This window comes from Pseudomonas sp. GW460-12-10-14-TSB1 (assembly GCF_017349775.1).
Taxonomy (GTDB): domain Bacteria; phylum Pseudomonadota; class Gammaproteobacteria; order Pseudomonadales; family Pseudomonadaceae; genus Aquipseudomonas; species Aquipseudomonas piscium.
Window position 1 is genome coordinate 48,965 of sequence record NZ_JACNAC010000008.1, and the last position, 22,778, is coordinate 71,742.

A 22,778-nucleotide genomic window follows, 5' to 3' on the forward strand; every position below is an offset into this window, starting at 1 on the left:
GCACCGTTCTGGCACCTACTTCCCGTGCTTGGATGCCATGCCTCATATCCTGATTGTCGAAGACGAAGCGGCGATTGCCGATACGCTGATTTTTGCCCTGCAGGGTGAAGGTTTCAGCACCACCTGGCTGAATCTCGGGCAGGCGGCGCTGGACTATCAGCGCAGCACGCCGGCGGACCTGCTGATTCTCGACATCGGCCTGCCGGACATCAGCGGCTTCGAAACCTGCAAGCAGTTGCGGCGCTTCAGCGAGGTGCCGGTGATGTTCCTCAGTGCCCGGGACGGTGAAATCGACCGGGTGGTGGGCCTGGAAATCGGCGCCGACGATTATGTGGTCAAGCCCTTCAGCCCGCGCGAGGTCGCCGCAAGGGTCAAGGCCATCCTCAAGCGCATGGCGCCGCGGGTGGCGGTCGAGGCGCCGGCTTCGCCGTTCCAGGTCGATACCGACAAGTTCCAGATCAGCTACCGCGGCCAGCCCCTGAGCCTGACCCGCCATGAATTCCGCCTGTTGCATTGCCTGCTGGAGCAACCCGAGCGGGTGTTCAGCCGCGAGCAGTTGCTCGATGCCCTGGGGGTGGCGGCGGATGCCGGCTACGAGCGCAGCATCGACAGCCATATCAAGAGCCTGCGGGCCAAGCTGCGCCTGGTGGCGGCCGATGCCGAGCCGATCCAGACCCATCGCGGCCTGGGTTACAGCTACAGCCCGGGGCACTGCTGATGCCGTTGGGAATCCGGATTTTCCTGGTCTACGTCCTGTTCGTCGGCCTGACCGGCTATTTCGTGCTCAGCACGGTGATGGAGGAAATTCGCCCGGGCGTGCGCCAGTCCACCGAAGAGACCCTGGTGGACACCGCCAACCTGCTGGCGGAAATCCTCCGTGACGATTTCAAGGCCGGCACCCTCAGCGAGAACCGCTGGCCGGAACTGCTCAAGGCCTATGGCGAGCGGCAGCCGGCGGCGACCATCTGGGGCCTGCCGAAGAACCAGGTCAACCACCGGATCTACGTCACCGACGCCCAGGGCAAGGTGGTGCTGGACTCCAGCGGCCTGGCGGTCGGCCAGGATTATTCGCGCTGGAACGACGTGTACCTGACCCTGCGCGGCCAATACGGCGCGCGCTCCTCGCGCAGCGTGGCCGATGACCCGAACTCCTCGGTGATGCATGTCGGCGCGCCGATTCGCGACAACGGCCGGATCATCGGCGTGGTCACCGTGGCCAAGCCCAACAGTTCCCTGCAGCCCTACGTCGATCGCACCGAGCGCCGCCTGCTGTGGTACGGCGCCGGCCTGATCGGCCTCGGTCTGTTGTTCGGCGCCTTGCTGTCCTGGTGGCTGAGCGCCGCCCTGCGCCGCCTGACCGGCTATGCCCAGGCGGTCAGCGAAGGGCGCCGCGCCGAGCTGCCGCACTATCGTGGCGGCGAGCTGGAGCAGTTGGCCACGGCGGTGGAGCACATGCGCACCCAGCTGGAGGGCAAGGCCTATGTCGAGCGTTACGTGCACACCCTGACCCACGAGCTGAAAAGCCCGCTGGCGGCGATTCGCGGGGCGGCGGAGCTGTTGCAGAGCGATATGCCCGGCGAGCAGCGCGCACGTTTCGTCAGCAACATCGACAGCGAAAGCGCGCGCATGCAGCACTTGATCGAGCGCTTGCTGAACCTGGCGCAAGTCGAGCAGCGCCATGGCCTGGAAGAGCGGGTAGCGGTGCCGCTGGCGGAGCTGGCGAACCAGGTGCTGGACAGCCAGAAGGCGCGGATCGAGGGCAAGGGCCTGCAGGTCGAACAGCGTATCGACCCGGGGCTGAAGCTGTCGGGCGAGGCATTCCTGCTGCGTCAGGCCCTGGGCAACCTGTTGGAAAACGCCCTGGATTTCACCCCTGCCGGTGGTGTGTTGCGCTTGAGCGCCAGCAGAACGGGCGACCAGCTGCGGTTCAGCCTGTTCAACCAGGCCGAGCCCATCCCGGACTACGCCCTGGCGCGCCTGACCGAACGTTTCTACTCCCTGCCACGGCCCGACAGCGGACGCAAAAGCACCGGCCTGGGGCTGAACTTCGTCGAAGAAGTGGTACAGCTGCATGGCGGCCAGATGCAGATCGGCAACGTGGAAGGCGGCGTTGAAGTGACGTTGCAGTTTCCGGCCTGATTCACAGCGCCTCTACAACAGCACAGGCAATCTCCACACAGTCTCCACACAGTCCCCATAAAACCCCCACATGGGCTGCCCAGACTCTCCCTCATTCGAACAGGGAGAGACTCCATGAACCGCAATCTGACCATAAAGCTGGGGGCGATCGCCCTTTTGATCCTGGGGCTGCTGGTGCCGCTGTTGATGATCGACGGGCTGATCCAGGAGCGCCAGGAACTGCGCGACGGTGTGCTGACCGATATCGCCCGCAGCTCCAGCTACAGCCAGCAACTGAGCGGCCCGCTGCTGGTGGTGCCCTATCGCAAGGTGGTGCGCACCTGGAAAACCAACGAGAAGACCAACAGGCGTTACCAGGAACAGGGTGAGGAGCGCGGGCAGCTGTATTTCCTGCCGGAGCACTTCGAGCTCGATGGTCAGGTACGGACCGAGTTGCGCGCCCGGGGGATCTACCAGGCCCGGCTGTTCCATGCCAACAACCGCATCAGTGGGCAGTTTGTGCTGCCCGAGCAATTGGGGATCAAGGAAGACTTCGTCGACTACAAGTTCGAGCAACCGTTTCTCGCCGTGGGCATCAGCGACATTCGCGGCATCGAACAGGCGCTGGCCCTCGATCTGAACGGGCAGAACCTGCCTTTCGCGCCCGGCACCCGGATTGACTGGCTGGGGGAGGGGGTACACGTCAACCTGCCGCTGCTGGACGGCAAGCGCAGCACCGACCTGGACTTCGCCTTCGACCTGCAATTGCAAGGCACCGGCCAGTTGCAGGTGCTGCCGGTGGGCAAGACCAGCAAGGTGCGCCTGCGCGCCGACTGGCCCCATCCGAGCTTTATCGGCAACTACCTGCCGGCCCAGCGTGAGATTTCCGACCTGGGTTTCGCCGCCAACTGGCAGACCTCGTTCTTCTCCACCAACCTGGAAAGCGCCTTGATCAATTGCCTGGCCAGCGGGCAGTGCGACGAGTTCAAGAACCGCTCCTTCGGCGTGAGTTTCATCGACCCGGTGGACCAGTACCTCAAGAGCGATCGAGCGATCAAATACGCGCTGCTGTTCATCGCCCTGACCTTTGCCGGCTTCTTCCTCTTCGAGGTGCTCAAGAGCCTGGCGGTGCACCCGGTGCAGTACGCCCTGGTGGGTGTGGCCCTGGCGTTCTTCTATCTGTTGCTGCTGTCGCTCTCGGAGCATATCGGCTTCGCCCTGGCCTACCTGCTGTCGGCCGGTGCCTGTGTGACGCTGATCGGTTTCTACGTCTGCCATGTGTTGCGCAGCCTGGGTCACGGCCTGAGTTTCGCCGCCAGCCTGGCCGCCCTGTATGGCTTGTTGTACAGCTTGCTCAGCGCCGAGGATTACGCGCTGCTGATGGGCTCGCTGCTGCTGTTCGGCCTGCTGGGGGTGTTCATGGTGCTGACCCGCAAGCTCGACTGGTACGGCGTAGGCCAGGCCAAACCGGCCCAGCCGCTGACGTTCGAGGCGCAGGTGGTCCATGAGTAGGTCGTTGGGTTTGCGTGAGGACCAGCAGGCGGCGGAAGCCTTGCTGGCGTGGATAGTCGGGTTGTTGCCTGAAGCACCAAGGGGTGTCCATCGCCAGCCGGCTCGCGATAAGCACGGCGCGAGCGGCTCCGTGCTTCAGGTGATGGTCGCGCCCGGAGGCTTCAAGCCGGCGGCTGGGTCGTCAGCATCGAAGGGCGTTGAATGACCTCGGCGTACCAGGCTGCCAGCCGGGGCTGGGCATCGCGCCACTGCAGGTCGGGGTGGCGGAAGTCGAGGTAACCCAGGGCGCAGGCGACGCTGATGGAGGCGACGTCGAAGTGGCTGGCCAGTTCGGCGATCGCATCGGCCTCGAGCACGGCCAGGGCGCGGCGGATCTTGTCGCGCTGGCCATCGAGCCACTGCTCCCAGTGTTTCTCGGGGGCGCGCAGGGCCAGTTCGTAACGGATCAGCACCGAGGCGTCCATGATCCCGTCGGCCAGGGCCGCCAGGGTCAGGCGCCGCCAGCGGGCCGAACCTTCGCGGGGGATCAGCGGGTTACCGACGTGTTGCTGGTCGAGGTAATCGAGGATCACCCGGCTGTCGTACAGCACGTTGCCGTCGGCCAGGCGCAGGGCGGGAATCTTGCCCAGCGGGTTGTCCTGGTTGAGGGCGGCGTCCGGATTCACCGGAGTCAACTGGCTGGCTTGCAGGGCCACGCGGTCCAGTTGGCCGGTCTCGTGCAGCAGCACCATGACTTTGCGCACGTAAGGTGATGCCGGGTTGTGGAACAGCGTCATGCTGGGGGTGGACATGAATATTCCTCGCGGGTGGAAGTGGAGCGCAGTCTCGTAACCCGGGGGATCTTAGCGCAGCCTCTGGCCCCGGCCACAGGGGCGGCATGCAGGACAGACAAGGAGTGATGAATGCGCAGGTCCTATCTTCGACACGGCTTGTACAGCCTGGCCCTGACCCTGTTGGGCGCGCTGGCGGTGTACCTGGCCTTGCAGTACGAGTTTCGTCGCCACGGCGAGGGTGAGCCGGAGCTGATCATGGCGTTCGCCTACATGGCCTGGTATTGGGCGCTACCGGCGCTGGCCCTGCCGGCCCTGGGCTGCGTCCTGCTGAGCCTGCGGGGCCCCGAACCGGTGACCCGGCCCTGGCGCTGGAGCCTGGCGGCGAGCTATGTACCGCTGCTGGGGCTGGCGCTGTTCTGCGTGCTGGTCGCCGCCGAGGCGCAGCAGGAAAACTGCCTATTCATCCCGGTATTGCCGATCGGCCTGGGGCTGGCGCTGTACCTGTGGCGCGGCTTCCCCGCCGCCGGGGTCAGGCCGGAGGCGGGCGGTTGAACAAACCCCGCAGGGCGATCAGGGCCGGAGCGCCCAGGCCGAGCCAGCTCAGGGCGTCCCAGATGCCATCGCCGAGCAGCGCGGAGAACAGCCCCGCGGCACAGAGCACGGCGATGAACAGTGGCGCGCCGAAGACCTTCCAGAAGTTCGATTGCCGCGGCCTCATGGCGCCACCGCGGCGGGCTCGCCCAAGGCCGGCCTGGCCGCGCGGCGCCGGACTATCCACAGGTACAGGCCGCTGCCCAGGACGATGATGGTCAGCACATCCAGGGTCGCCCAGAGGATCTTCATCGGCATGCCGCCGTAGTCACCGAAGTGCAGCGGTTGCGACATGCCCATGGCGTCCATGTACCAGGGACGTTCGGCCACCGCCGTGACCTCCAGGGTGCTGGCGTCGATCAGCACCGGGGTCAGCAGGTGCGAGGTCAGGTGGGTGCTGCCTTTCATGAACACCGCGTAGTGATGCTCGCTGGAAAAGCGTGTGCCGGGGAAGGCGATGAAGTCCGGCTGCATGCCCGGCGCCACCTCCTTGGCGATCTCCAGCAGGCGGCTGGCCGGGGCCAGTTGGGTCAGCGGCGGCGCATCGCGGTAAGGCTCGATCATGGCGCTGAGGCTGTCGTTGCGCCAGGCGGCGATCAGCAGGTCGGCGCAGGCGCTGATCACCCCGGTGACACCGACCACCAGGGCCCAGGTCAGGGTCACCACGCCGATCAGGTTATGCAGGTCCAGCCAGCGCAGACGGGTGGATTTGTCCTGGCGCACCGTGGCGAATGTCAGCCGGCGCATGAACGGCAGGTACAGCACCACGCCGGAGACGATCGCCAGCACGAACAGCAGCCCCATGAACGCGAGCAGCAACTTGCCCGGCAGGCCGGCGAACAGGTCCACGTGCAGGCGCAGGATGAACATCATCAGCCCGCCGTTGGCCGAGGGCGTTTCCACGGCTTCACCGGTGCGGGCGTCAAGCATGAAGGTGTGGGACGAATTGGGCTCGGTGCCGGCGGTCCTGGCCATGATGGTGAGCACGCCGTTGGGGTCTTCCTCGTCCCAGCCGAAATACTGCATGACCTCGCCCGGGCGATGGGCCTCGGCGGCTCGCACCAGCTGCTGCAGGTCCAGCTGCGGGGTGTCGGCGGGCATTTCCCGCAGCTGCGGCGCGTCACCCAGCAGGTGATCGATCTCGTGGTGAAAGATCAGCGGCAGGCCGGTCAGGGCCAGCATCAGCAGGAACACCGTGCAGATCAGGCTGGTCCAGGAGTGGATAAAGGACCAGCGGCGGATGGTTTTGCTTTTCATTTCTTAGCCTTCAGACACAGCAAAGCCGTCCATGCAGGACGGCCCGGTGGTTAACTCAGCCGATTACCACTGGTAGGTGGCACTGGCGACCACGCTACGCTGATCGCCGAAATAGCAGTAGGAACCATCGCAGGTGGACAGGTAGTCCTTGTCGAACAGGTTGGTGGCGTTGAGTTTCAGCGACGCGCCTTTGAGGCTGCTGTCCAGGCGGCCGAGGTCGTAATGCACGGCAGCATCGAACACTGTGTAGGCATTGGCCTTGCCCAGCCAGGTATTGGCTTGGTCGCCATAGGTATTGCCGGTGTAGCGGGCGCCGGCGCCAATGCCGAAACCGTCGAGCACGCCGCTGTGCCAGGTGTAATCGGTCCACAGCGAGGCTTGCTGGTTTGGCATCAGTTGCAGGCGGTTGCCTTTATAGATGCCTTTTTGCACCTCGGACTTGGCCAGGGTGTAGGCGGCGATGACCTTGAGGTTGTCGGTCACGTCGGACACCGCTTCCAGTTCCAGGCCTTTGACCTTCACTTCGCCGGTCTGGTTGGTCACCGATTCGCCACCGGCACCGATGCTGGTTACCAGCACGTTTTTCTGGGTCAAGTCGTAGACCGCCGCGCTCAGCAGGGTGTTCGAACCAGGTGGCTGGTACTTGATGCCCAGCTCCCATTGCTTGCCCTCGGTGGGCTTATACGACTCGGTGGGGGAGACGCTGGCGTTGCTGGCTGGCTGGAAGGATTCGGCGTAGGAGAGGTACGGCACCAGGCCCGAGTCGAGCACATAGCTCAGCGCCGCGTTGCCACTGAAGTTCTTGCTGCGGTCGGTGTTGGTCACGTCGTTCTTGTTGAAGTAAGTGGTGCCCTGGTGCACCCAGTCTTCACGACCGCCCAGGGTCAGGCGCCATTTGTCCAGGGCCATCTGGTCTTGCACATAGAGACCGGTCTGCACGGTTTTCTGGTTGTAGTCGTAGTAAGCGCTGGAGCGCGCCGGGCGCACGATCGGCTTGCCATAGACCGGGTTGAAGATGTTGGTGGTCCCGCCGTCGCCGTAGATCGACAGATAGGAAGTGTCGGTGCGCTGGTGATCCAGGCCGATCAGCAGGGTGTGGGTGATGTCGCCGGTGGCGAAGTCGGCCTGGAAGTTGTTGTCGACCGCGAACTGGCTGATGTCCTCGTCCACATTGGTCGAGGTGCGGCTGATATTGCCTGCCGCATCGGCCGGGGAGTAGGCGTAGGAGCCCACGGTCAGTTGCTGGAAGGACAGCTCCGATTTGGTGTAGCGCAGGTTCTGGCGGAACTGCCAGACATCGTTGAAGCGGTGCTCGAAGGCGTAGCCCAGCGCGTAGTAGGTACGGTCGTAGAACTCGTAGTCCGGGTCGCCCAGGTTCTTGTGATGGGAGACGTCGCCCAGTGGCGATTTGATCTTGGTGCCCTGGATCGGCATGAACTGGCTGGTCGCGCCGGTATCGTCGCGGGTGAACTGCGAGAGCAGGGTCAGCTTGGTATCGGTATCGATGTTCCAGGTCAGGCTGGGGGCGATGTTGTAGCGCTTGTTGTCGATGTGGTCGACCTGCGTACCGGCATCCCGCACGACGCCGCTGAGGCCGTAGAGGAACTGGCCTTCATCGTCGATCTTGCCGGTGCTGGCGAAGTTGATCTGGCGGTAGTTGTCACTGCCGTACTGCAACTGAATGGCATGGCTCGATTCAGCGCTGGGGCGCCGGCTGACCATGTCCAGCAGGCCGCCCGGCGGGGTCTGGCCGTAGACCGACGAGGCCGGGCCGCGCAGCAGGGCAAGGCGGTCGAGGTTCCAGGTTTCCGCTTTCGGGTTGGCATACACGCCGCGGGGCAGAGGCAGGCCGTCGAGGAACTGGGTGGGCTCGAAGCCGCGCACGCGCATCCAGTCATAGCGGGTGTCGCTGCCGTAGCTGGCGGACACAATGCCGGGCATGTAACGCACGGCATCATCGAGATTCTGCACGTTGCGGTCTTCCATCTGCTGGCGGGTCGCGACGGAAATCGACCGCGGCGCTTCAACCAGCGAGGTGTCGGTCTTGGTGCCGGCGGCGGTGCGCGTGGCGAGGTAACCGTCCACCGGCCCCCAGGCACTCTCATAAGCCTGCTGGCCGGTAATGCTGGTTTCCGGCAGGGCCACTACACCCTCGGGAATCGCCACCAGGCTGTAGGTGCCGGCGCTGCTTTGTTCCAGTTGCAGGCCGGTGCCGCGCAGGGCTTCGCGCAGGGCGTCGGTGGCATCGAACTGGCCCTTGACCGGTGCCGAGGTCTTGCCGGCGGCCAGGCTCGGGTTGAGGCTCAGGGCCAGGCCGGCCTGGCTGGCGATCTGGTTCAGGGTGCTGGCCAGGGGCGCGGCCGGCAGGTTATAGGCGCGCACGCTGGACGCCTGTTCGGCGGCGATCAGCGGGGTGCTGGCCAGCGGGGCGCAGAGGGCAATGGCCACGGCCAACAGGCTGGGGCGCAACAGGGTGTCTAGCGAGCGGGACATACGGCGGCTCCTGGATGGAAACATTTCTCAATTGCCTATGTGCCGGACGAGATTCAAAAAGTGATAGGGCGGATTGAAAATAATTTCGATTCACGAAAAGGAGGGCGGTGTTTCGGGTCGGGACAGGCTGTGTCGGAGAGCGTTTTTACGAGCAATCGAGGGGCGATTGCCGTGAGAAAGATCGTCCCGACGCAGCGTTCTAAGGCTTGGCCTTGCTCTCGGCCCGCGCCACCAGGGTGACCCACCAGGGTGTGTGCCGCTCGATGGCCACGGGCAGGGTGGGCAGCAGCGCGCTCAGGGCCAGGTCGGTGTCGTGCAGCGGGAAGCTGCCGGTGATGCGCAGGTCGGCTACGTCGTCGGACACCCCCAGATGGCCGCGGCGGTAGCGCCCCAGCTCGCTGACCAGGTCCGCCAGGCGCGCGTTGTCCACCACCAGCATGCCGCGGGTCCAGGCATCGGCGCCGGGGTTCAGGGCCAGCAGCGGGCCGAGGCCGTCGCGGCGTATCAGCACCTGCTGGCCTTCCTTGAGGATCTGTTCGTCCTGGCCGGACTCCGGCCGTGCGGCCACGGCCGATTGCAACACGCTCAAGCGCGTGCCCTGTTCCTCGCGCTTGACCAGGAACCGCGTGCCCAGCGCACGCATATAGCCTTCGCGGGTCTCGACGATAAAGGGCCGGGCGTCGTTGTGGCCGGTCTCGATCAGGATTTCGCCTTCCTGCAACACGATGCGCCGCTGTTTTTCGTCGAAACGCACATCCACGGCGCTGTGGGTATTGAGGTTGATCAGCGTGCCGTCGGCCAGGCGCAGTGTGCGCTGTTCGCCGGTGGCGGTGCGCTGGTCGGCGAGCCAGTAATCCAACTGGCCGTAACGTTCGCCGGCGAACAGGGCCAGGCCCAGCAGCAGGGCGACGCTGGCCAGCCCGCTGCCGAGCTTGCGCACGCGGCGGCGGAGGCTGTCCCGCGATTGCAGCAGGGCGCTGCGGGCCGGGCCGCTGGCGACGCTGAAACGCTGGTCGAGCATGCCCAGCTGGCGCCAGGCGCGGGCGTGTTCTTCATCGGCGGCGTGCCATTTGGCGAATTCTTCGCGCGCCATCGGGTTGCCCTCGCCGGAGTCCAGCGACAGCTGCCAGGCAATTGCCGCGTCCAGTACCCGGGCGGACACCGGTTTGGCGTTGAGCGGGCTCATACCGGCTCACCGTACAGGGCGATGTAGCACTGGCGAATACCCTGGGCCAGGTACTGCCTGACCCGCGGCACGGACACGCCGAGGCGTTCGGCGATTTCCGCGTGGCCGAGGCCGTCGAGGCGGTTATAGAGGAAGGCGGCGCGGGCCTTGCTCGACAGCTTGCCCAGCAGGCGGTCGATGGCCTTGAGGTCTTCGAGGATCAACTGCTGTTCTTCCGGGGAGGGTTGTTCCTCCTCCGGAACCAGCATCAGCTCGGTGAGGTAGGCCTGTTCCAGCGCGGCGCGGCGGAAGTAGTCGAACAGCAGGCCCTTGGCGATGGCCACCAGGAACGCCCGCGGCTCGCGCGGGGCTTTCAGTTCGTCGCGGCCCAGCAGGCGGACGAAGGTGTCCTGGCTCAGGTCCTCGGCCCGTTGCGGGCAGGCCACGTTGCGTCGCAGCCAGGCCAGCAGCCAGCCGCGATGGTCGCGATACAACGCGCCAACGAGGTCACTGTGGGGGCTTTGGGCTGACGACACCTGGGGATTCCAATCGAGAAGTTGAAACTAACGAGAATTATTCGCGATTGTGGCAGGGCGCAAAGAGCCGCGCAATGGGCGCTGGTCGGCCGGGTGTAGCCAATGTTTGCGGGGGAATGCGGGAAACCCGGACTGTAGCCGCTGTCGCAGATCCGGCAACGCGGTCGGTCAGGCACGCCGCGTTATGCGGATTACGACTGCTGCGCAGTCGATCGCAGGCTGCGCCAGCGGCTACAAGGGGTTGGTTTTTGGGGTCAGAAGGAGTGCGTCTGTTGCCGGCGCTTCCATTGGCTGAGCCGCTGTTGCAGGTTCAGCGGGCTGTGGATCTGCTGCTGGCGGGCGCGGCTGAACAGGATCAGCGCCAGTTCGGCGGTGGCCTGGGCGTCGGCGGCGGCATGGTGGCGTTCGCCGGCCTGCAGCTTGAAGTAGCCCATCCAGTCATCCAGCCCGGCTTCGCGGATATGCGTATGCGGGCAGAGCAGCGGGGCCATCTCGGCGACGTCGAGGAACGGATGCTGCAGGCGATAACCCAGGCTGTCCTTCAGGGCCCGGCCGAGCATGTGCTGGTCGAACGGCGCATGGAAGGCCAGCAGCGGGCTGTCGCCGACGAACTCCATGAAATCCAGCAAGGCCTCCACCGGATCGCTGCCCGCGGCGATCGCACTCGGGCCGAGGCCGTGAATCAGCACGCTGGGACTGAGCTTGTGATCGGTACGCTGCAAGGTGCGTTCGAACTGCTGGCCGAAGTCGATGGCGCCGTCTTCGATCACCACCGCGCCAATGGACAGCACCTGGTCGCGGTTGAGGTTGAGCCCGGTGGTTTCCAGGTCCAGCACCACCCAGCGCTGTTCGCGCAGGCTGCATTCGCCCAGCGGCGGGGCGACGCGCAGGCGTTCGCGGCGTTGTTGCTGTTCGGCGTTGAGCGCCGCGTTGGCCGGGCGCAACCAGGCGAACAGGCTCATAACTGATACCTCAGCGCCAGGCTGCTCTGCAGGCGCTGGGCCTGGCGCAGCGACTCGCGCAGGATCCGCCGGTCCAGGTGGTTGAGGCTGTCCGGGTCGACGCGGTTGGAGTAAGGCAGGTTCTGCCGGGTCTGCAATTGGTGCTGTTGCATGCGGGTCTGCTGGATGAAGTGATAGGCCTCTTCATACGCGGCGCCGTCGAGGGTTTCGATGACTTCCTTGGCCACCAGCTGGCGCAGGCGCTCCAGGGTGTTGTTGGCGTCGATACCATTGGCCAGGGCCAGCAGTCGGGCACCGTCGACGAAGGGGGTGAGGCCCTGGACCTTGAGGTCGAGGGTGGCTTTTTCGCCGTTCTTCCTGGCCAGGACGAATTCGCGGAAACGCCCTACCGGCGGGCGCTGACGCAGCGCGTTCTCGGCCATCATGCGCTGGAACAGGCGGTTGTCGCCGACCTGGTCGAGGATGCCACGGCGCAGTTGGGCACAGCCTTGCTCGTCGCCCCAGACCACCCGCAGGTCGAAATAGATGCTCGAACCCAGCAGGTTCTCCGGCGTGGCCTCCCGGATGAAGGCGGCGAAGCGCCGTGCCCATTCGGCGCGGGACAGGCACAGCTCGGGGTTGCCGGCCATGATGTTGCCCTTGCACAGGGTGAAGCCGCACAGCGCCAGGCTCTGGTTGATCTGCTGCGCCAGGGGCAGCAGCTTGCCGCGGATCTGTGCCGCATGGGCCGCGTCGCGCGCTTCGAACAGGATGCCGTTGTCCTGGTCGGTGTGCAGGGTCTGCTCGCGCCGGCCTTCGCTGCCGAAACACAGCCAGCTGAACGGCACGCCCGGGTCGCCCTTGTCGGCCAGGGTCAGTTCGATGACCCGGCACACGGTGTGGTCGTTGAGCAGGGTGATGATGTGGGTGATCTGGGTCGAGGACGCGCCGTGGGCCAGCATGCGCTCCACCAACTGGCCGATCTCGCCGCGAATCGCCACCAGGTTGTCGATGCGTGGCGCGTTGCGGATGGTCCGCGCCAGGTGCACCAGGTCGACCCGCTGCAGGGAAAACAGGTCGCGCTCGGAAACCACGCCACACAGGCGCTGCTCTTTTACCAGGCAGACGTGGGCGATGTGCCGCTCGGTCATGGCGATGGCGGCGTCGAATGCGCTGTGGTCCGGCGACAGGGCGAACGGCGCCTGGGTCATGTGCCGTTCGATGCCCTGGTTGAAGTCGCTGGTGCCGTCGGCCACCACCTGGCGCAGGTCACGCAGGGTGAAGATGCCGAGCGGTGCTTTTTGTTCATCCACCACCACAATGCTGCCGACCTGCTGCTCGTGCATCAGGCTCACGGCTTCGCGCAGCGGGGTGGACGGGTTGCAGGTCACCGGGTGGCGCATCGCCAGTTCGCCCAGCCGGGTGTTGAGGGAGTACTGGGTGCCGAGGGTTTCCACGGCCTTTTGCTGGACTTGCTGGTTGACCTGGTCCAGCAGGCTGCTGACGCCGCGCAGGGCGAAATCGCGAAACACCGCGCAGAGGGCGAACAGCTTGATGAAGGCCGGCTTGTTCAGTTGCAGGCAGAAGGTGTCCTCGGCCGCCAGGTGTTCGGTGCGGGTGGCGCGCTCGCCCAGCAGCGCGGCGAGGGGGAAACACTCGCCGGCGGTGATCTCGAAGGTGGTTTCGGTACCGCCCTTGAGCGCGTGCTGGCGCTCGCCGACCACCCGGCCCTGCTTGACGATATAGAAGTGTTCGACCGGTCCGTCGGCGGGTTTGATGATGCTCTCGCCGGGGCCGTAGAAACGCAGTTGGCATTGCTCGACCAGGTACGCCAGGTGAGCGTTTTCCATCTGATTGAAAGGGGGGAACCGCTGGAGAAACTGCATCGTGCCGTGGATGTTCTGCAACACCGCGGTTTTCCCTGCCTGGGTGAAGGCATCCGCTTTACTCATAACCATTACCGCAGTCTTTTTGGATTTGTTGTGGTCGGGTCTTGGGTCATGGTCGGTCTCACGCTGCCAGGTGCCCATTGGACGTAAGTCTAGGTAGCGGGTTTGCACCTGTTAATTCGCTTCAAGCAGGTGTCAAAACCGTGAAAAAAGTACTTATCCGACCTCTTGGAAAAAAATCCGACGAAGTGCACATTGGAGGCCTGCTTAGCGATGTCTGACCACTGTGCTAGGGGATCGATTTGAATATGTAGAGAAAGCCATGTCCGACCACGATATTTTGAGTGATGCCGAGCGCGAGGCGCTGAACGCCGTGATGCTCGAGCCCGATCTGCCGCCGCAGCGCGTGTTGATCGCCGATGATGACAAGGATGCCCGTGAGTTGCTGTCGGAGATTCTCGGACTCGATGGTATTCGCTGCATGACCGCAGCCAGTGGCAAGGCAGCGCTTGAACTGTTGAACTCGAACAAATCGATCGGACTGCTGATCACCGATCTGCGCATGGCTCCCTGCAACGGCCTGGACCTGATACGCCAGGTGCGCGAATCGGAGCGGGCGGCGCTGCCGATCATTATCATTTCCGGGGATGCCGATGTGCGTGACGCCATCGCGGCCATGCACCTGAGCGTGGTGGACTTCCTGCTCAAGCCGATCGATACCAGCAAGCTGCTGGCGCTGGTCAAGCATGAGCTGGGCGTGGTGCGCTAAGTATGTGCCCCACGTCCCCCCTGTAGGAGCGAGCTTGCTCGCGATAGCTGCCTCGGCCCCAAACAAAAAAGCCCTGATCTTGCGACCAGGGCTTTTTCTTTTACCGCGTTAACGCCAGATCACAGGCCGTTGCGGGCCTTGAACTCGCGACGACGACGGTGCAGCACTGGCTCGGTGTAGCCATTTGGCTGCTTGGTGCCTTCGATCACCAGTTCGACCGCCGCCTGGAAGGCGATGTTGCTGTCGAAGTTCGGTGCCAGCGGACGGTACAGGGTGTCGCCGGCGTTCTGCCGGTCCACCACGGGCGCCATGCGCTTGAGGCTTTCCATGACCTGGGCTTCGGTAACGACGCCATGGCGCAGCCAGTTGGCGATGTGCTGGCTGGAAATACGCAGGGTGGCGCGGTCTTCCATCAGGCCGACATCGTTGATGTCCGGCACCTTGGAACAGCCGACGCCCTGGTCGATCCAGCGCACCACGTAACCGAGAATGCCCTGGGCGTTGTTGTCCAGTTCGTTCTTGATCTCTTCGGCCGACCAGTTGGTGTTGCTGGCCAATGGGATGGTCAGGATGTCGTCCACCGAGGCGCGGGCGCGCTTGGCCAACTCGGCCTGGCGGGCGAACACATCGACCTTGTGGTAGTGCAGGGCGTGCAGGGCCGCGGCGGTAGGCGAGGGTACCCAGGCGGTGTTGGCGCCGGCCAGCGGGTGGGCGATTTTCTGTTCGAGCATGGCGGCCATCAGGTCCGGCATGGCCCACATGCCTTTACCGATCTGCGCGCGACCTTGCAGGCCGGTGCTCAGGCCGATATCGACGTTCCAGTTCTCGTAGGCGCCGATCCACTTGGCGGCCTTCATCTCGGCCTTGCGCACCACGGCGCCGGCTTCCATGGAGGTGTGGATCTCGTCGCCGGTACGGTCGAGGAAGCCGGTGTTGATGAACACCACGCGCTCGCTGGCGGCCTTGATGCAGGCCTTGAGGTTGACCGTGGTGCGGCGCTCCTCGTCCATGATCCCGACTTTCAGGGTGTTGCGCGGCAGTTCCAGCACGTCTTCGATGCGCCCGAACAGCTCGTTGGTGAACGCGGCTTCTTCCGGACCGTGCATCTTCGGTTTCACGATGTACACCGAGCCGGTGCGGCTGTTGGTGCGCGAGGTGTTGCCGTTGAGGTTGTGGATCGCCGCCAGGCTGGTGACCAGGCCGTCGAGGATGCCTTCCGGCACTTCGTTGCCTTGACTGTCGAGGATTGCGTCGATGGTCATCAGGTGGCCGACGTTGCGCACGAACAGCAGCGAGCGACCGTGCAGCTTCACGCTGCCGCCGTTGGGCGCGGTGTATTCGCGGTCGGCGTTCATGGTGCGGGTGAAGGTCTGGCCGCCCTTGGCCACTTCTTCGGCCAGGTCGCCCTTCATCAGGCCGAGCCAGTTGCGGTAGATCACCACCTTGTCATCGGCGTCGACGGCGGCGACCGAGTCTTCGCAGTCCATGATGGTGGTCAGGGCCGCTTCCATCAGCACGTCTTTGACACCGGCGGCGTCGGTCTGGCCGACCGGGCTGCTGGCGTCGATCTGGATCTCGAAATGCAGGCCGTTGTGTTTCAGCAGGACCGCGGTCGGTGCCGCGGCATCGCCGTGGTAGCCGATCAGTTGGGCGTCGTCGCGCAGACCGCTGTTGCTGCCACCCTTGAGGGCGACCACCAGCTTGCCGTCGACGATCTTGTAGCCGGTGGAGTCGACATGGGAGCCGGCGGCCAATGGCGCGGCTTCGTCGAGGAAGGCGCGGGCGAAGGCGATGACCTTGTCGCCGCGCACCTTGTTGTAGCCTTTGCCTTTTTCTGCGCCGTCGGCTTCGCTGATGGCGTCGGTGCCATAAAGCGCGTCGTACAGCGAGCCCCAACGGGCGTTGGAGGCGTTGAGGGCGAAACGGGCATTCATCACCGGGACCACCAGCTGCGGGCCGGCCGTGCGGGCGATCTCGTCATCGACGTTTTGCGTCGTGGCCTGGAAGTCAGCCGCTTCTGGCAGCAGATAACCGATGTCTTGCAGGAAGGCTTTGTAGGCCACGGCGTCGTGGGCCTGGCCGGCGCGGGATTGGTGCCAGGCATCGATACGCGCCTGGAAATCGTCGCGTTTGGCGAGTAGGGCTTTGTTCTTCGGTGCCAGGTCGTGGATGACCTTGTCGGCGCCGGCCCAGAACTTGTCGGCGGTGAGGCCGGTACCGGGAATGGCTTCGTTGTTCACGAAGTCGAACAGGACTTTGGCGACCTGCAGGCCACCGACTTGAACGTGTTCAGTCATTGCTTGCCTCACTCTGCTCAGCTATTTCGCTTTTCAGCTCTTCAAATTAACAATGAAGCCTCTGGCCATTTAAACCACAAACCCCTCTACCAGTACATGCCATCGCTGGCGGCTGGGATGGTTCCAATCAACGGCTTGAAGCCTTGCTGACAGGGCTTTCAGGGTTGCGACTGCGCCTTGGCAGACATCGATCCAACGTTATGTAGTGCGCGCTGCGGCATACTACATGATGAATTGCGGTTGTGAAAATTAGACTAAATACGTCGTTCCGCGACTCAAGTTCGCTGAACGGTCACGCTGGGGAGCAGGATGTTCTCAAAAAACTATTGAATTGTTCCATATAAATCTAAGGAGTTGTACACGATTTATATTCCGACAGCCGGAGCGCGCCGTTTTCCTGCTTTGCGCTTTGCCTGTGGGCACAAGGGAAGCGGCAGGATGAGCCTTGCCTATACTTGATTTTCTATAACAAAAGTCCTGACAGAGGGTTGCGCCATGGACCACCTCGTACTCACCGTATTCGCCCCGGACAAGCCCGGACAGGTCGAGCGCATCGCCCAATGCATCGCCGCGCACGGCGGTAACTGGCTGGAGAGCCGCATGTCGCGCATGGCGGGCCAGTTCGCCGGCATCCTGCGGGTCGGCGTGCCGGCGGAAGCCTACGACGAGCTGGTGGACGCCCTGCAAGGCTTGGCGGCCCAGGGCATTCGGGTGCTGATCGCCGAAAGCGGTATCGAACAATCCTGCACCTGGAAACCGATCGCCATGGAACTGGTGGGCAACGACCGGCCGGGCATCGTGCGCGACATCACCCGCCTGTTGAGCGAGCAGGGGGTGAACCTGGAGCGGCTGGTAACCGAAGTGCGCCCGGCGCCCATGAGCAGCGAGCCGCTGTTCCACGCCGAAGCGATCCTGGCGGTGCCGCTGACCTTGTCCCTCGATGTCTTGCAGTCGCGCCTGGAAACCCTGGCGGATGATTTGATGGTGGAGTTGGTGCTGCGCAGCGAGGTGTGAACCTGAAAGGGCGGGTTATCCAGTTTTAGCGTGCATGCGCCTGTGGATAACCTGTAGAGAGCCGCCGCCAGCCCAGGCCGGTTAAGGCTTTGCGGAATCTGATCAAAAAACCAGCAGTTTCAAGGGCTTGTGCACAAACGGCGGGGATCACGCTGTGGATAACCTTGGGAAGGATAGATGCAGGCCACGCCAACCGTGGCCTGTAGAGGTTTGTACGTTTATTGATCAGCTGCGTTTGCGCAGGCTCAACCAGGCATCCACGCTGTACACCGCCAGGCCGGCCCAGATAAACATGAACGCTACCAATGTGCTCGACGACAGGTGCTCGCCGAACAGCAGTACCGCCTGCAGCAGCACCAGGGTTGGCGCCAGGTACTGCAAGAAGCCCAGGGTGGTGTAGGGCAGGTGGCGGGCAGCGGCGTTGAAGCACACCAGCGGTACCAGGGTGACGGGGCCGGCCGCCACCAGCCACCAGGCCTCGGAACTGGTCCAGAAGGCCGCCTGGGCACTGGTGGCGGTGGGGTTGAACAAGAGCCAGGCGAGGGCGATCGGCACCAGCATCCAGGTTTCCACCACCAGCCCCGGCAGCGCCTTGACTGGCGCCTGTTTGCGGATCAGCCCGTAGAAACCGAAGGTCAGCGCCAGCACCAGCGAGACCCAGGGCAGGCTGCCGACCTGCCACACCTGCTGCGCCACGCCGACCGCCGCCAGGCCCACTGCCAGCCACTGCATGCGTCGCAGCCGCTCACCGAGGATCAGCATGCCCAGCAGCACGTTCACCAGCGGGTTGATGTAGTAACCCAGGCTGGCTTCGAGCATGCGTCCGTTGTTCACCGACCAGACATAGGTCAGCCAGTTGGCCGCGATCAGGGTGCCGCTCAGGGCCAGGATCGCCAGGCGCCTGGGGTTGTCCCGCAGCTCGCGCCACCAGCCGGGATGCTTCCAGACCATCAGCAGCAGCGCACCGAACAGCGCGGACCAGAGCACCCGGTGGATGATGATTTCCACGGCGGGCACGTTGGCGATGGCTTTGAAGTAGATCGGGAACAGGCCCCAGATGATGTAGGCGCTCAGGCCCAGGATGTACCCGCGACGGGGGTTGGCGGCTTGCATGCAGAATCCTTGCTTAGGCAGCTAACTAAAGGCGGTGATTGTAAGGAGGTTTGTCAGGCTGTGTCTTTGTCGGTGTCATCCCGGTGACCCGCCGTTGTGATCGATCCGGGTTCTGTAGGAGCGAGGCTTGCCCGCGATCAAGATACCGCGGTGCATCAGACTCATCGCGGCGAGGCTATCGCGGGCAAGCCTCGCTCCTACAGGTCAGATAAAGGCTGGGTGTCAGAACAGCTTCAAGGGTTCTTCGTTGAGCGCCGCAAGTTGTTCGCGCAATGCCAGCACCTGGTCGCCCCAATAACGCTCGCTGCCGAACCAGGGGAAGCTGCGCGGGAAGGCCGGGTCGTCCCAGCGCCGGGCCAGCCAGGCGCTGTAGTGCATCAGGCGCAGGGCGCGCAGCGGTTCGATCAGCGCCAGTTCGCGCGAGTCGAAGTCGTGGAATTCGCTGTAGCCATCCATCAGCTCCGACAGCTGCCCCAGGCACTCCTGGCGATTGCCGGCGAGCATCATCCACAGATCCTGTACCGCCGGGCCCATGCGGCAGTCGTCGAGGTCGACGATATGGAACACCTCGTCGCGGCACATCATGTTGCCGGGATGGCAGTCGCCATGCATGCGGATGTTCTGGTGCGGAGTGGCCTGGTAGACCTCTTCCACACGCTTGAGCAGGTCGCGGGCCACCGACTCGTAGGCCGGCAGCAGGCTCTTGGGCACGAAGTCGCCTTCCAGCAGGGTGGTCAGCGAGTCGTGGCCGAAATTCTTCACCCCCAGCGCTTCGCGATGCTCGAACGGGCGGGTGGCGCCGACCGCATGCAGGCGGCCGAGCAATTGCCCCAGGCGATACAGCTGGTCGAGGTTGCCAGGTTCCGGCGCCCGGCCGCCACGGCGCGGGAACAGGGTGAAGCGGAAGCCTTGATGTTCGAACAGGCTTTCGCCCTGGTGAATCAGCGGCGCCACCACTGGCACTTCGCATTCGGCGAGTTCGAAGGTGAAGCGGTGTTCCTCGAGGATCGCCTCGTTGGTCCAGCGCTGCGGGCGGTAGAACTTGGCGATCAGCGGCTCGCCGTCTTCGATGCCGACCTGATAGACACGGTTTTCGTAACTGTTGAGTGCCAGAACGCGGGCGTCGCTGAGAAAACCGATACTTTCGACGGCATCGAGGACTAGATCAGGGGTAAGGGTTTCGAACGGGTGAGACATGCTGACTCCTGCGCGCAGCAGGCTGCTGCGTCCGGCCAAGCATGGTAGCGCACGAAGGATGGCAGGTGGTGACTGTGAGGGCGCTATCGTGGGCAAGCTTCGCTCCTACAGATCCTTGTAGGAGCGAGCTTGCTCGCGAAGCGGTCTATCAGGCGCCGACGATGCCGCCGTCTTCCCGGGTGATCACCATCACCGAGGAACGCGGCTTGCCGTTGGGCAGGTGCTCGGGGAAGGTCGAACCGCCGTTCTCGCCCGGATGCTGGATGCCCACGAACAGGCTGCGCTGATCCGGCGAGAAGGTGATGCCGGTGACTTCGCAGCCCACTGGCCCGACCATGAAGCGGCGGATTTCACCGGTGTCCGGGTCGGCACAGAGCATCTGGTTGTTGCCCATGCCGGCAAAGTCGCCAGCGTTGCTGGAGTCACCGTCGGTGAGGATCCACAACCGGCCAGCCTTGTCGAAACCCAGGCCGTCGGGGCTGTTGAACATGTTCTGCGGGGTGATGTTCGACGAACCGCCTTTCGGCTGGCCGGCGTGTACGGCCGGGTTGCCGGCGACCACGAACAGGTCCCAGGTGAAGTCCATCGAGCCGTGGTCGCCACGGCCGGTCTGCCAGCGCAGGATCTGCCCGTAGACGTTTTTCTCCCGCGGGTTCGGGCCGCCCGCTGGCTGGCCGTCTTCGCCGCGTTTGGAGTTGTTGGTCAGGGTGCAGTAGACCTGGCCGTCTTTCGGGCTGACCACGATCCATTCCGGACGGTCCATGCGCGTGGCCTTGACCACGCTGGCCGCCAGGCGGGCGTGGATCAGCACTTCGGCCTGATCGGCGAAACCGCTGCTGGCGTCGATGCCGTTCTTGCCATGGCTCAGCTCGACCCATTTACCCTTGCCTTTCGGGTGGTCCGGGTTGCCGTCGCCATTGTCGAAGATCGCCACGTACAGGGTGCCGTGGTCCAGCAGGTCACGGTTGGCCTTGGGGTTTCGGTGGTTGATGCGGTCGCGGCTGACGAACTTGTAGATGAATTCGCCACGCTCGTCGTCGCCCATGTAGACCACGGCGCGCCCGTCGCGGGTTTCGGCCAGGGCGGCGTTCTCATGCTTGAAGCGGCCCAGGGCGGTACGCTTGATCGGTTTGGATTGCGGGTCGAACGGGTCGATCTCCACGACCCAGCCGTGCCGGTTGAGTTCGTTGGGGTTTTTCGCCAGGTCGAAGCGTGGGTCGAACTGATGCCAGTTGATGTCGCGGCTGCTCGCCGAGGCGCCATAACGCTTTTGCGCGGCATCGAACGTCTGCTGGGCGTTGCTGCTGCCGAAGCAGTCGGTGAAGTTTTCTTCACAGGTCAGGTAAGTGCCCCATGGCGTCTTGCCGTTGGCGCAGTTCTGGAAGGTGCCAAGGACTTTCCTGCCGCTCTTGTCGGCGCTGGTTTTCATCAGCGTGTGGCCAGCGGCCGGGCCACTCAGGCGAATAGGCGCGTTGCCGTGGATGCGCCGGTTGTAGCGCGAGCCCTGGACGAACTGCCATTGACCGCTGCGGCGCTGCACTTCGATCACCGACACGCCTTCGCTGGCCAGGGCCTTGCGCACGTCTTCCGCCGACTGCGGCATGCCGCCGTGGGGGTAGAGGTAGCGGTAGTTGGTGTATTCGTTGTTGATCGCCATCAGCGCGCGATTCTTGTCGTCCGGGAAGGCGAACAGGCTCATGCCGTCGTTGTTGTCACCGAACTGCACTTCTTGGGCCGCCGCGGTGCCATTGCCGCTCGGGTCGAAGGCCGGGCCGTTCTTCTGCAGGGGCTGGCCCCAGCTGATCAGGACCGAGGACTTGTAGCCCGGCGGCAGGGTGATGGTGTCGCTGGTGGCGGCGGCAATGCCTTCAAAGCCCAGCAGCTTGCTGGAACCGGCGCTGACGCTGGCGGCCAGCACGCTGCGGCTCAGCAGGTTGCCACCGAGGAACATGGCCGCGCCGCACAGGGCACCGGCGCTGATGAAACCACGGCGGCTGAGGCCGACCATCTTCTCGAGGTCGGTAGGTTGGTCTTCTTCTAGTAGGCTCATCACAGGCTTCCTGCAGGGTTTTGCAGCCACCTTAATCAGCGTCGATGACGAACGTATTGCAGCGACGGACGCATTTCGCCGCTTTGTGTAGCCGCTGCCGTAGGCTGCGATAGGTCCGCAGGACCTCCTGCGAGATCAGAAGCGCCGCCCGCTGCGTCGGCATGCCGCCCAGATCGAACGCAGCCTCGCGTTGCTCGGCAGCGGCTACATGGGGCCGTGGATTATTCGGACTGGTTTACAGCGGCGTGCCGAGCAGCACATTGGACGGCGAGAACTGCACCCGCACCGGCTTGCCGGCGCTCAAGCCAAGGTTTCGCAGTTGCAGCGGTTCGGCCAGGGCGCAGAGGGTCTGGCCGCTGGGCAGGACGATGCGGATTTCGCTGGGGCCGTCTTCGGCGTCGAGGATCGCTTCCAGGGTGCCTTGCAGGCAATTGTGTCCGGGTGTTGCGGGCTGATCGATAGCCAGCAGTTCCAGCCAACCGGCCTTGATCAAGGCCACCACTCCGGTGCCGGGTTCCAGTTCCAGATGCAGGGTGCTGTCATGGGTGATCTGCGCCTGGATCACCAGGTCTTCCGCGAGCGCCAGGCGCACCAGGTCGTTGCGCCCTTGGGCTTCGACGGCCTGCACCGTGCCGTGCAGCTGGTTGCGGGCGCTGGTCCGGAGCATCAGGCGTCCCAGCAGATCGAGATCGGCGGCGTCTTCGGCGGCTTCCAGCACCTGGGCCTGCAACGCCTGCAAGCGCTGGTAGAGACGCAGCACCCGCTCGCCTTCGGCGGAGAGCCTGGCGCCACCGCCGCCTTTGCCGCCGACACTGCGTTCGACCAGGGGTTTCTGCGCCAGGTTGTTCAACTCGTCGATGGCGTCCCAGGCGGCCTTGTAGCTCAGGCCAGCGCTTTTCGCGGCGCGGGTGATCGAGCCCTGTTCGGCGATGTGCTGCAGCAGGGCAATGCGCTGCGGGCGACGGACGATGTGCTGGGTCAACAAGGTGGGCAAGGACATGGCTGAACGCTTTGAACGCTGGGAATGGAAAGGGAGTTTGCGGCTTGAGGGCCGAGAGTCAAG

At 64.3% G+C, this 22,778-nt stretch carries 19 protein-coding genes; 6 read left to right on the forward strand and 13 right to left on the reverse strand.

The window, feature by feature from the left end; all coding sequences use genetic code 11:
* The first annotated feature begins 37 nt into the window (after positions 1 to 37).
* The 3 genes from creB to creD all read left to right on the forward strand — a co-directional run bounded on the left by creB (position 38) and on the right by creD (position 3,630).
* Complete coding sequence (gene creB / locus J4D52_RS07710) at positions 38 to 718, forward strand: two-component system response regulator CreB (protein ID WP_063433240.1); 681 nt, start codon at positions 38 to 40, stop codon at positions 716 to 718.
* Positions 718 to 2,139: a two-component system sensor histidine kinase CreC gene (gene creC / locus J4D52_RS07715; RefSeq protein WP_063433239.1), complete on the forward strand. Its 1,422-nt coding sequence runs from the start codon at positions 718 to 720 to the stop codon at positions 2,137 to 2,139. Before creB ends, creC begins: the two co-directional genes overlap by 1 nt.
* Before the next feature lie 114 nt (positions 2,140 to 2,253).
* The gene (gene creD / locus J4D52_RS07720) at positions 2,254 to 3,630 is read left to right on the forward strand and encodes a cell envelope integrity protein CreD (RefSeq protein WP_063433238.1); all 1,377 of its coding nucleotides are present in this window, start codon (positions 2,254 to 2,256) and stop codon (positions 3,628 to 3,630) included.
* 161 nt (positions 3,631 to 3,791) lie between these two features.
* On the opposite strand, the gene J4D52_RS07725 is transcribed toward creD, so the two are convergent.
* Positions 3,792 to 4,421: a glutathione S-transferase N-terminal domain-containing protein gene (locus J4D52_RS07725; protein WP_063433237.1), complete on the reverse strand. Its 630-nt coding sequence runs from the start codon at positions 4,419 to 4,421 to the stop codon at positions 3,792 to 3,794.
* A 111-nt stretch (positions 4,422 to 4,532) separates the two neighbouring features.
* Here J4D52_RS07725 and J4D52_RS07730 point away from each other — a divergent pair, with 111 nt between their 5' ends.
* Positions 4,533 to 4,955, forward strand: a complete 423-nt coding sequence (locus J4D52_RS07730) for a hypothetical protein (protein ID WP_063433236.1) — start codon at positions 4,533 to 4,535, stop codon at positions 4,953 to 4,955.
* Here J4D52_RS07730 and J4D52_RS07735 read toward each other — a convergent pair.
* From J4D52_RS07735 to J4D52_RS07765, 7 genes are all read right to left on the reverse strand, one after another.
* Positions 4,933 to 5,121 carry a hypothetical protein gene (locus tag J4D52_RS07735; protein WP_009045929.1) on the reverse strand — a complete coding sequence of 63 codons (189 nt, stop codon included), beginning with the start codon at positions 5,119 to 5,121 and terminating at the stop codon, positions 4,933 to 4,935. The two genes, J4D52_RS07730 and J4D52_RS07735, sit on opposite strands and share 23 nt — an antisense overlap.
* The gene (locus J4D52_RS07740; RefSeq protein WP_063433235.1) at positions 5,118 to 6,251 is read right to left on the reverse strand and encodes a PepSY domain-containing protein; all 1,134 of its coding nucleotides are present in this window, start codon (positions 6,249 to 6,251) and stop codon (positions 5,118 to 5,120) included. Before J4D52_RS07740 ends, J4D52_RS07735 begins: the two co-directional genes overlap by 4 nt.
* 63 nt (positions 6,252 to 6,314) lie before the next feature.
* Positions 6,315 to 8,744: a TonB-dependent siderophore receptor gene (locus J4D52_RS07745; protein ID WP_063433234.1), complete on the reverse strand. Its 2,430-nt coding sequence runs from the start codon at positions 8,742 to 8,744 to the stop codon at positions 6,315 to 6,317.
* A gap of 199 nt (positions 8,745 to 8,943) precedes the next feature.
* Positions 8,944 to 9,930 carry a FecR domain-containing protein gene (locus J4D52_RS07750; RefSeq protein ID WP_102676407.1) on the reverse strand — a complete coding sequence of 329 codons (987 nt, stop codon included), beginning with the start codon at positions 9,928 to 9,930 and terminating at the stop codon, positions 8,944 to 8,946.
* Positions 9,927 to 10,445, reverse strand: a complete 519-nt coding sequence (locus J4D52_RS07755; RefSeq protein WP_025807304.1) for an RNA polymerase sigma factor — start codon at positions 10,443 to 10,445, stop codon at positions 9,927 to 9,929. Before J4D52_RS07755 ends, J4D52_RS07750 begins: the two co-directional genes overlap by 4 nt.
* 254 nt (positions 10,446 to 10,699) lie before the next feature.
* A complete protein-coding gene (locus J4D52_RS07760; RefSeq protein WP_102676406.1) occupies positions 10,700 to 11,407 on the reverse strand; it encodes a PolC-type DNA polymerase III in 708 nt (235 codons plus the stop codon).
* Positions 11,404 to 13,344 carry a putative nucleotidyltransferase substrate binding domain-containing protein gene (locus J4D52_RS07765; RefSeq protein ID WP_063433231.1) on the reverse strand — a complete coding sequence of 647 codons (1,941 nt, stop codon included), beginning with the start codon at positions 13,342 to 13,344 and terminating at the stop codon, positions 11,404 to 11,406. Before J4D52_RS07765 ends, J4D52_RS07760 begins: the two co-directional genes overlap by 4 nt.
* A 253-nt stretch (positions 13,345 to 13,597) precedes the next feature.
* On the opposite strand from J4D52_RS07765, the gene J4D52_RS07770 reads away from it, so the two are divergent.
* Positions 13,598 to 14,044 (forward strand): response regulator, encoded by a 447-nt coding sequence (locus J4D52_RS07770; RefSeq protein ID WP_102676405.1) that lies wholly within the window; start codon positions 13,598 to 13,600, stop codon positions 14,042 to 14,044.
* Between the two features lie 119 nt (positions 14,045 to 14,163).
* Here J4D52_RS07770 and J4D52_RS07775 read toward each other — a convergent pair whose 3' ends face one another.
* Positions 14,164 to 16,341, reverse strand: coding sequence for a malate synthase G (locus J4D52_RS07775; protein WP_102676404.1), 2,178 nt, complete (start codon positions 16,339 to 16,341; stop codon positions 14,164 to 14,166).
* 495 nt (positions 16,342 to 16,836) lie between these two features.
* Here J4D52_RS07775 and J4D52_RS07780 point away from each other — a divergent pair, with 495 nt between their 5' ends.
* A complete protein-coding gene (locus tag J4D52_RS07780; protein ID WP_007926052.1) occupies positions 16,837 to 17,355 on the forward strand; it encodes a glycine cleavage system protein R in 519 nt (172 codons plus the stop codon).
* 225 nt (positions 17,356 to 17,580) lie between these two features.
* On the opposite strand, the gene rarD is transcribed toward J4D52_RS07780, so the two are convergent.
* The 4 genes from rarD to J4D52_RS07800 all read right to left on the reverse strand — a co-directional run bounded on the left by rarD (position 17,581) and on the right by J4D52_RS07800 (position 22,715).
* Positions 17,581 to 18,468 (reverse strand): EamA family transporter RarD, encoded by an 888-nt coding sequence (gene rarD, locus J4D52_RS07785; protein WP_025807310.1) that lies wholly within the window; start codon positions 18,466 to 18,468, stop codon positions 17,581 to 17,583.
* Between the two features lie 222 nt (positions 18,469 to 18,690).
* The gene (locus J4D52_RS07790) at positions 18,691 to 19,665 is read right to left on the reverse strand and encodes a serine/threonine protein kinase (protein WP_063433229.1); all 975 of its coding nucleotides are present in this window, start codon (positions 19,663 to 19,665) and stop codon (positions 18,691 to 18,693) included.
* Between the two features lie 148 nt (positions 19,666 to 19,813).
* Positions 19,814 to 21,715: a PhoX family phosphatase gene (locus J4D52_RS07795; RefSeq protein ID WP_102676402.1), complete on the reverse strand. Its 1,902-nt coding sequence runs from the start codon at positions 21,713 to 21,715 to the stop codon at positions 19,814 to 19,816.
* A gap of 235 nt (positions 21,716 to 21,950) precedes the next feature.
* On the reverse strand, positions 21,951 to 22,715 hold the full coding sequence (locus tag J4D52_RS07800) for a TOBE domain-containing protein (RefSeq protein WP_102676401.1): 765 nt from the start codon (positions 22,713 to 22,715) through the stop codon (positions 21,951 to 21,953).
* Positions 22,716 to 22,778: the final 63 nt, after the last annotated feature.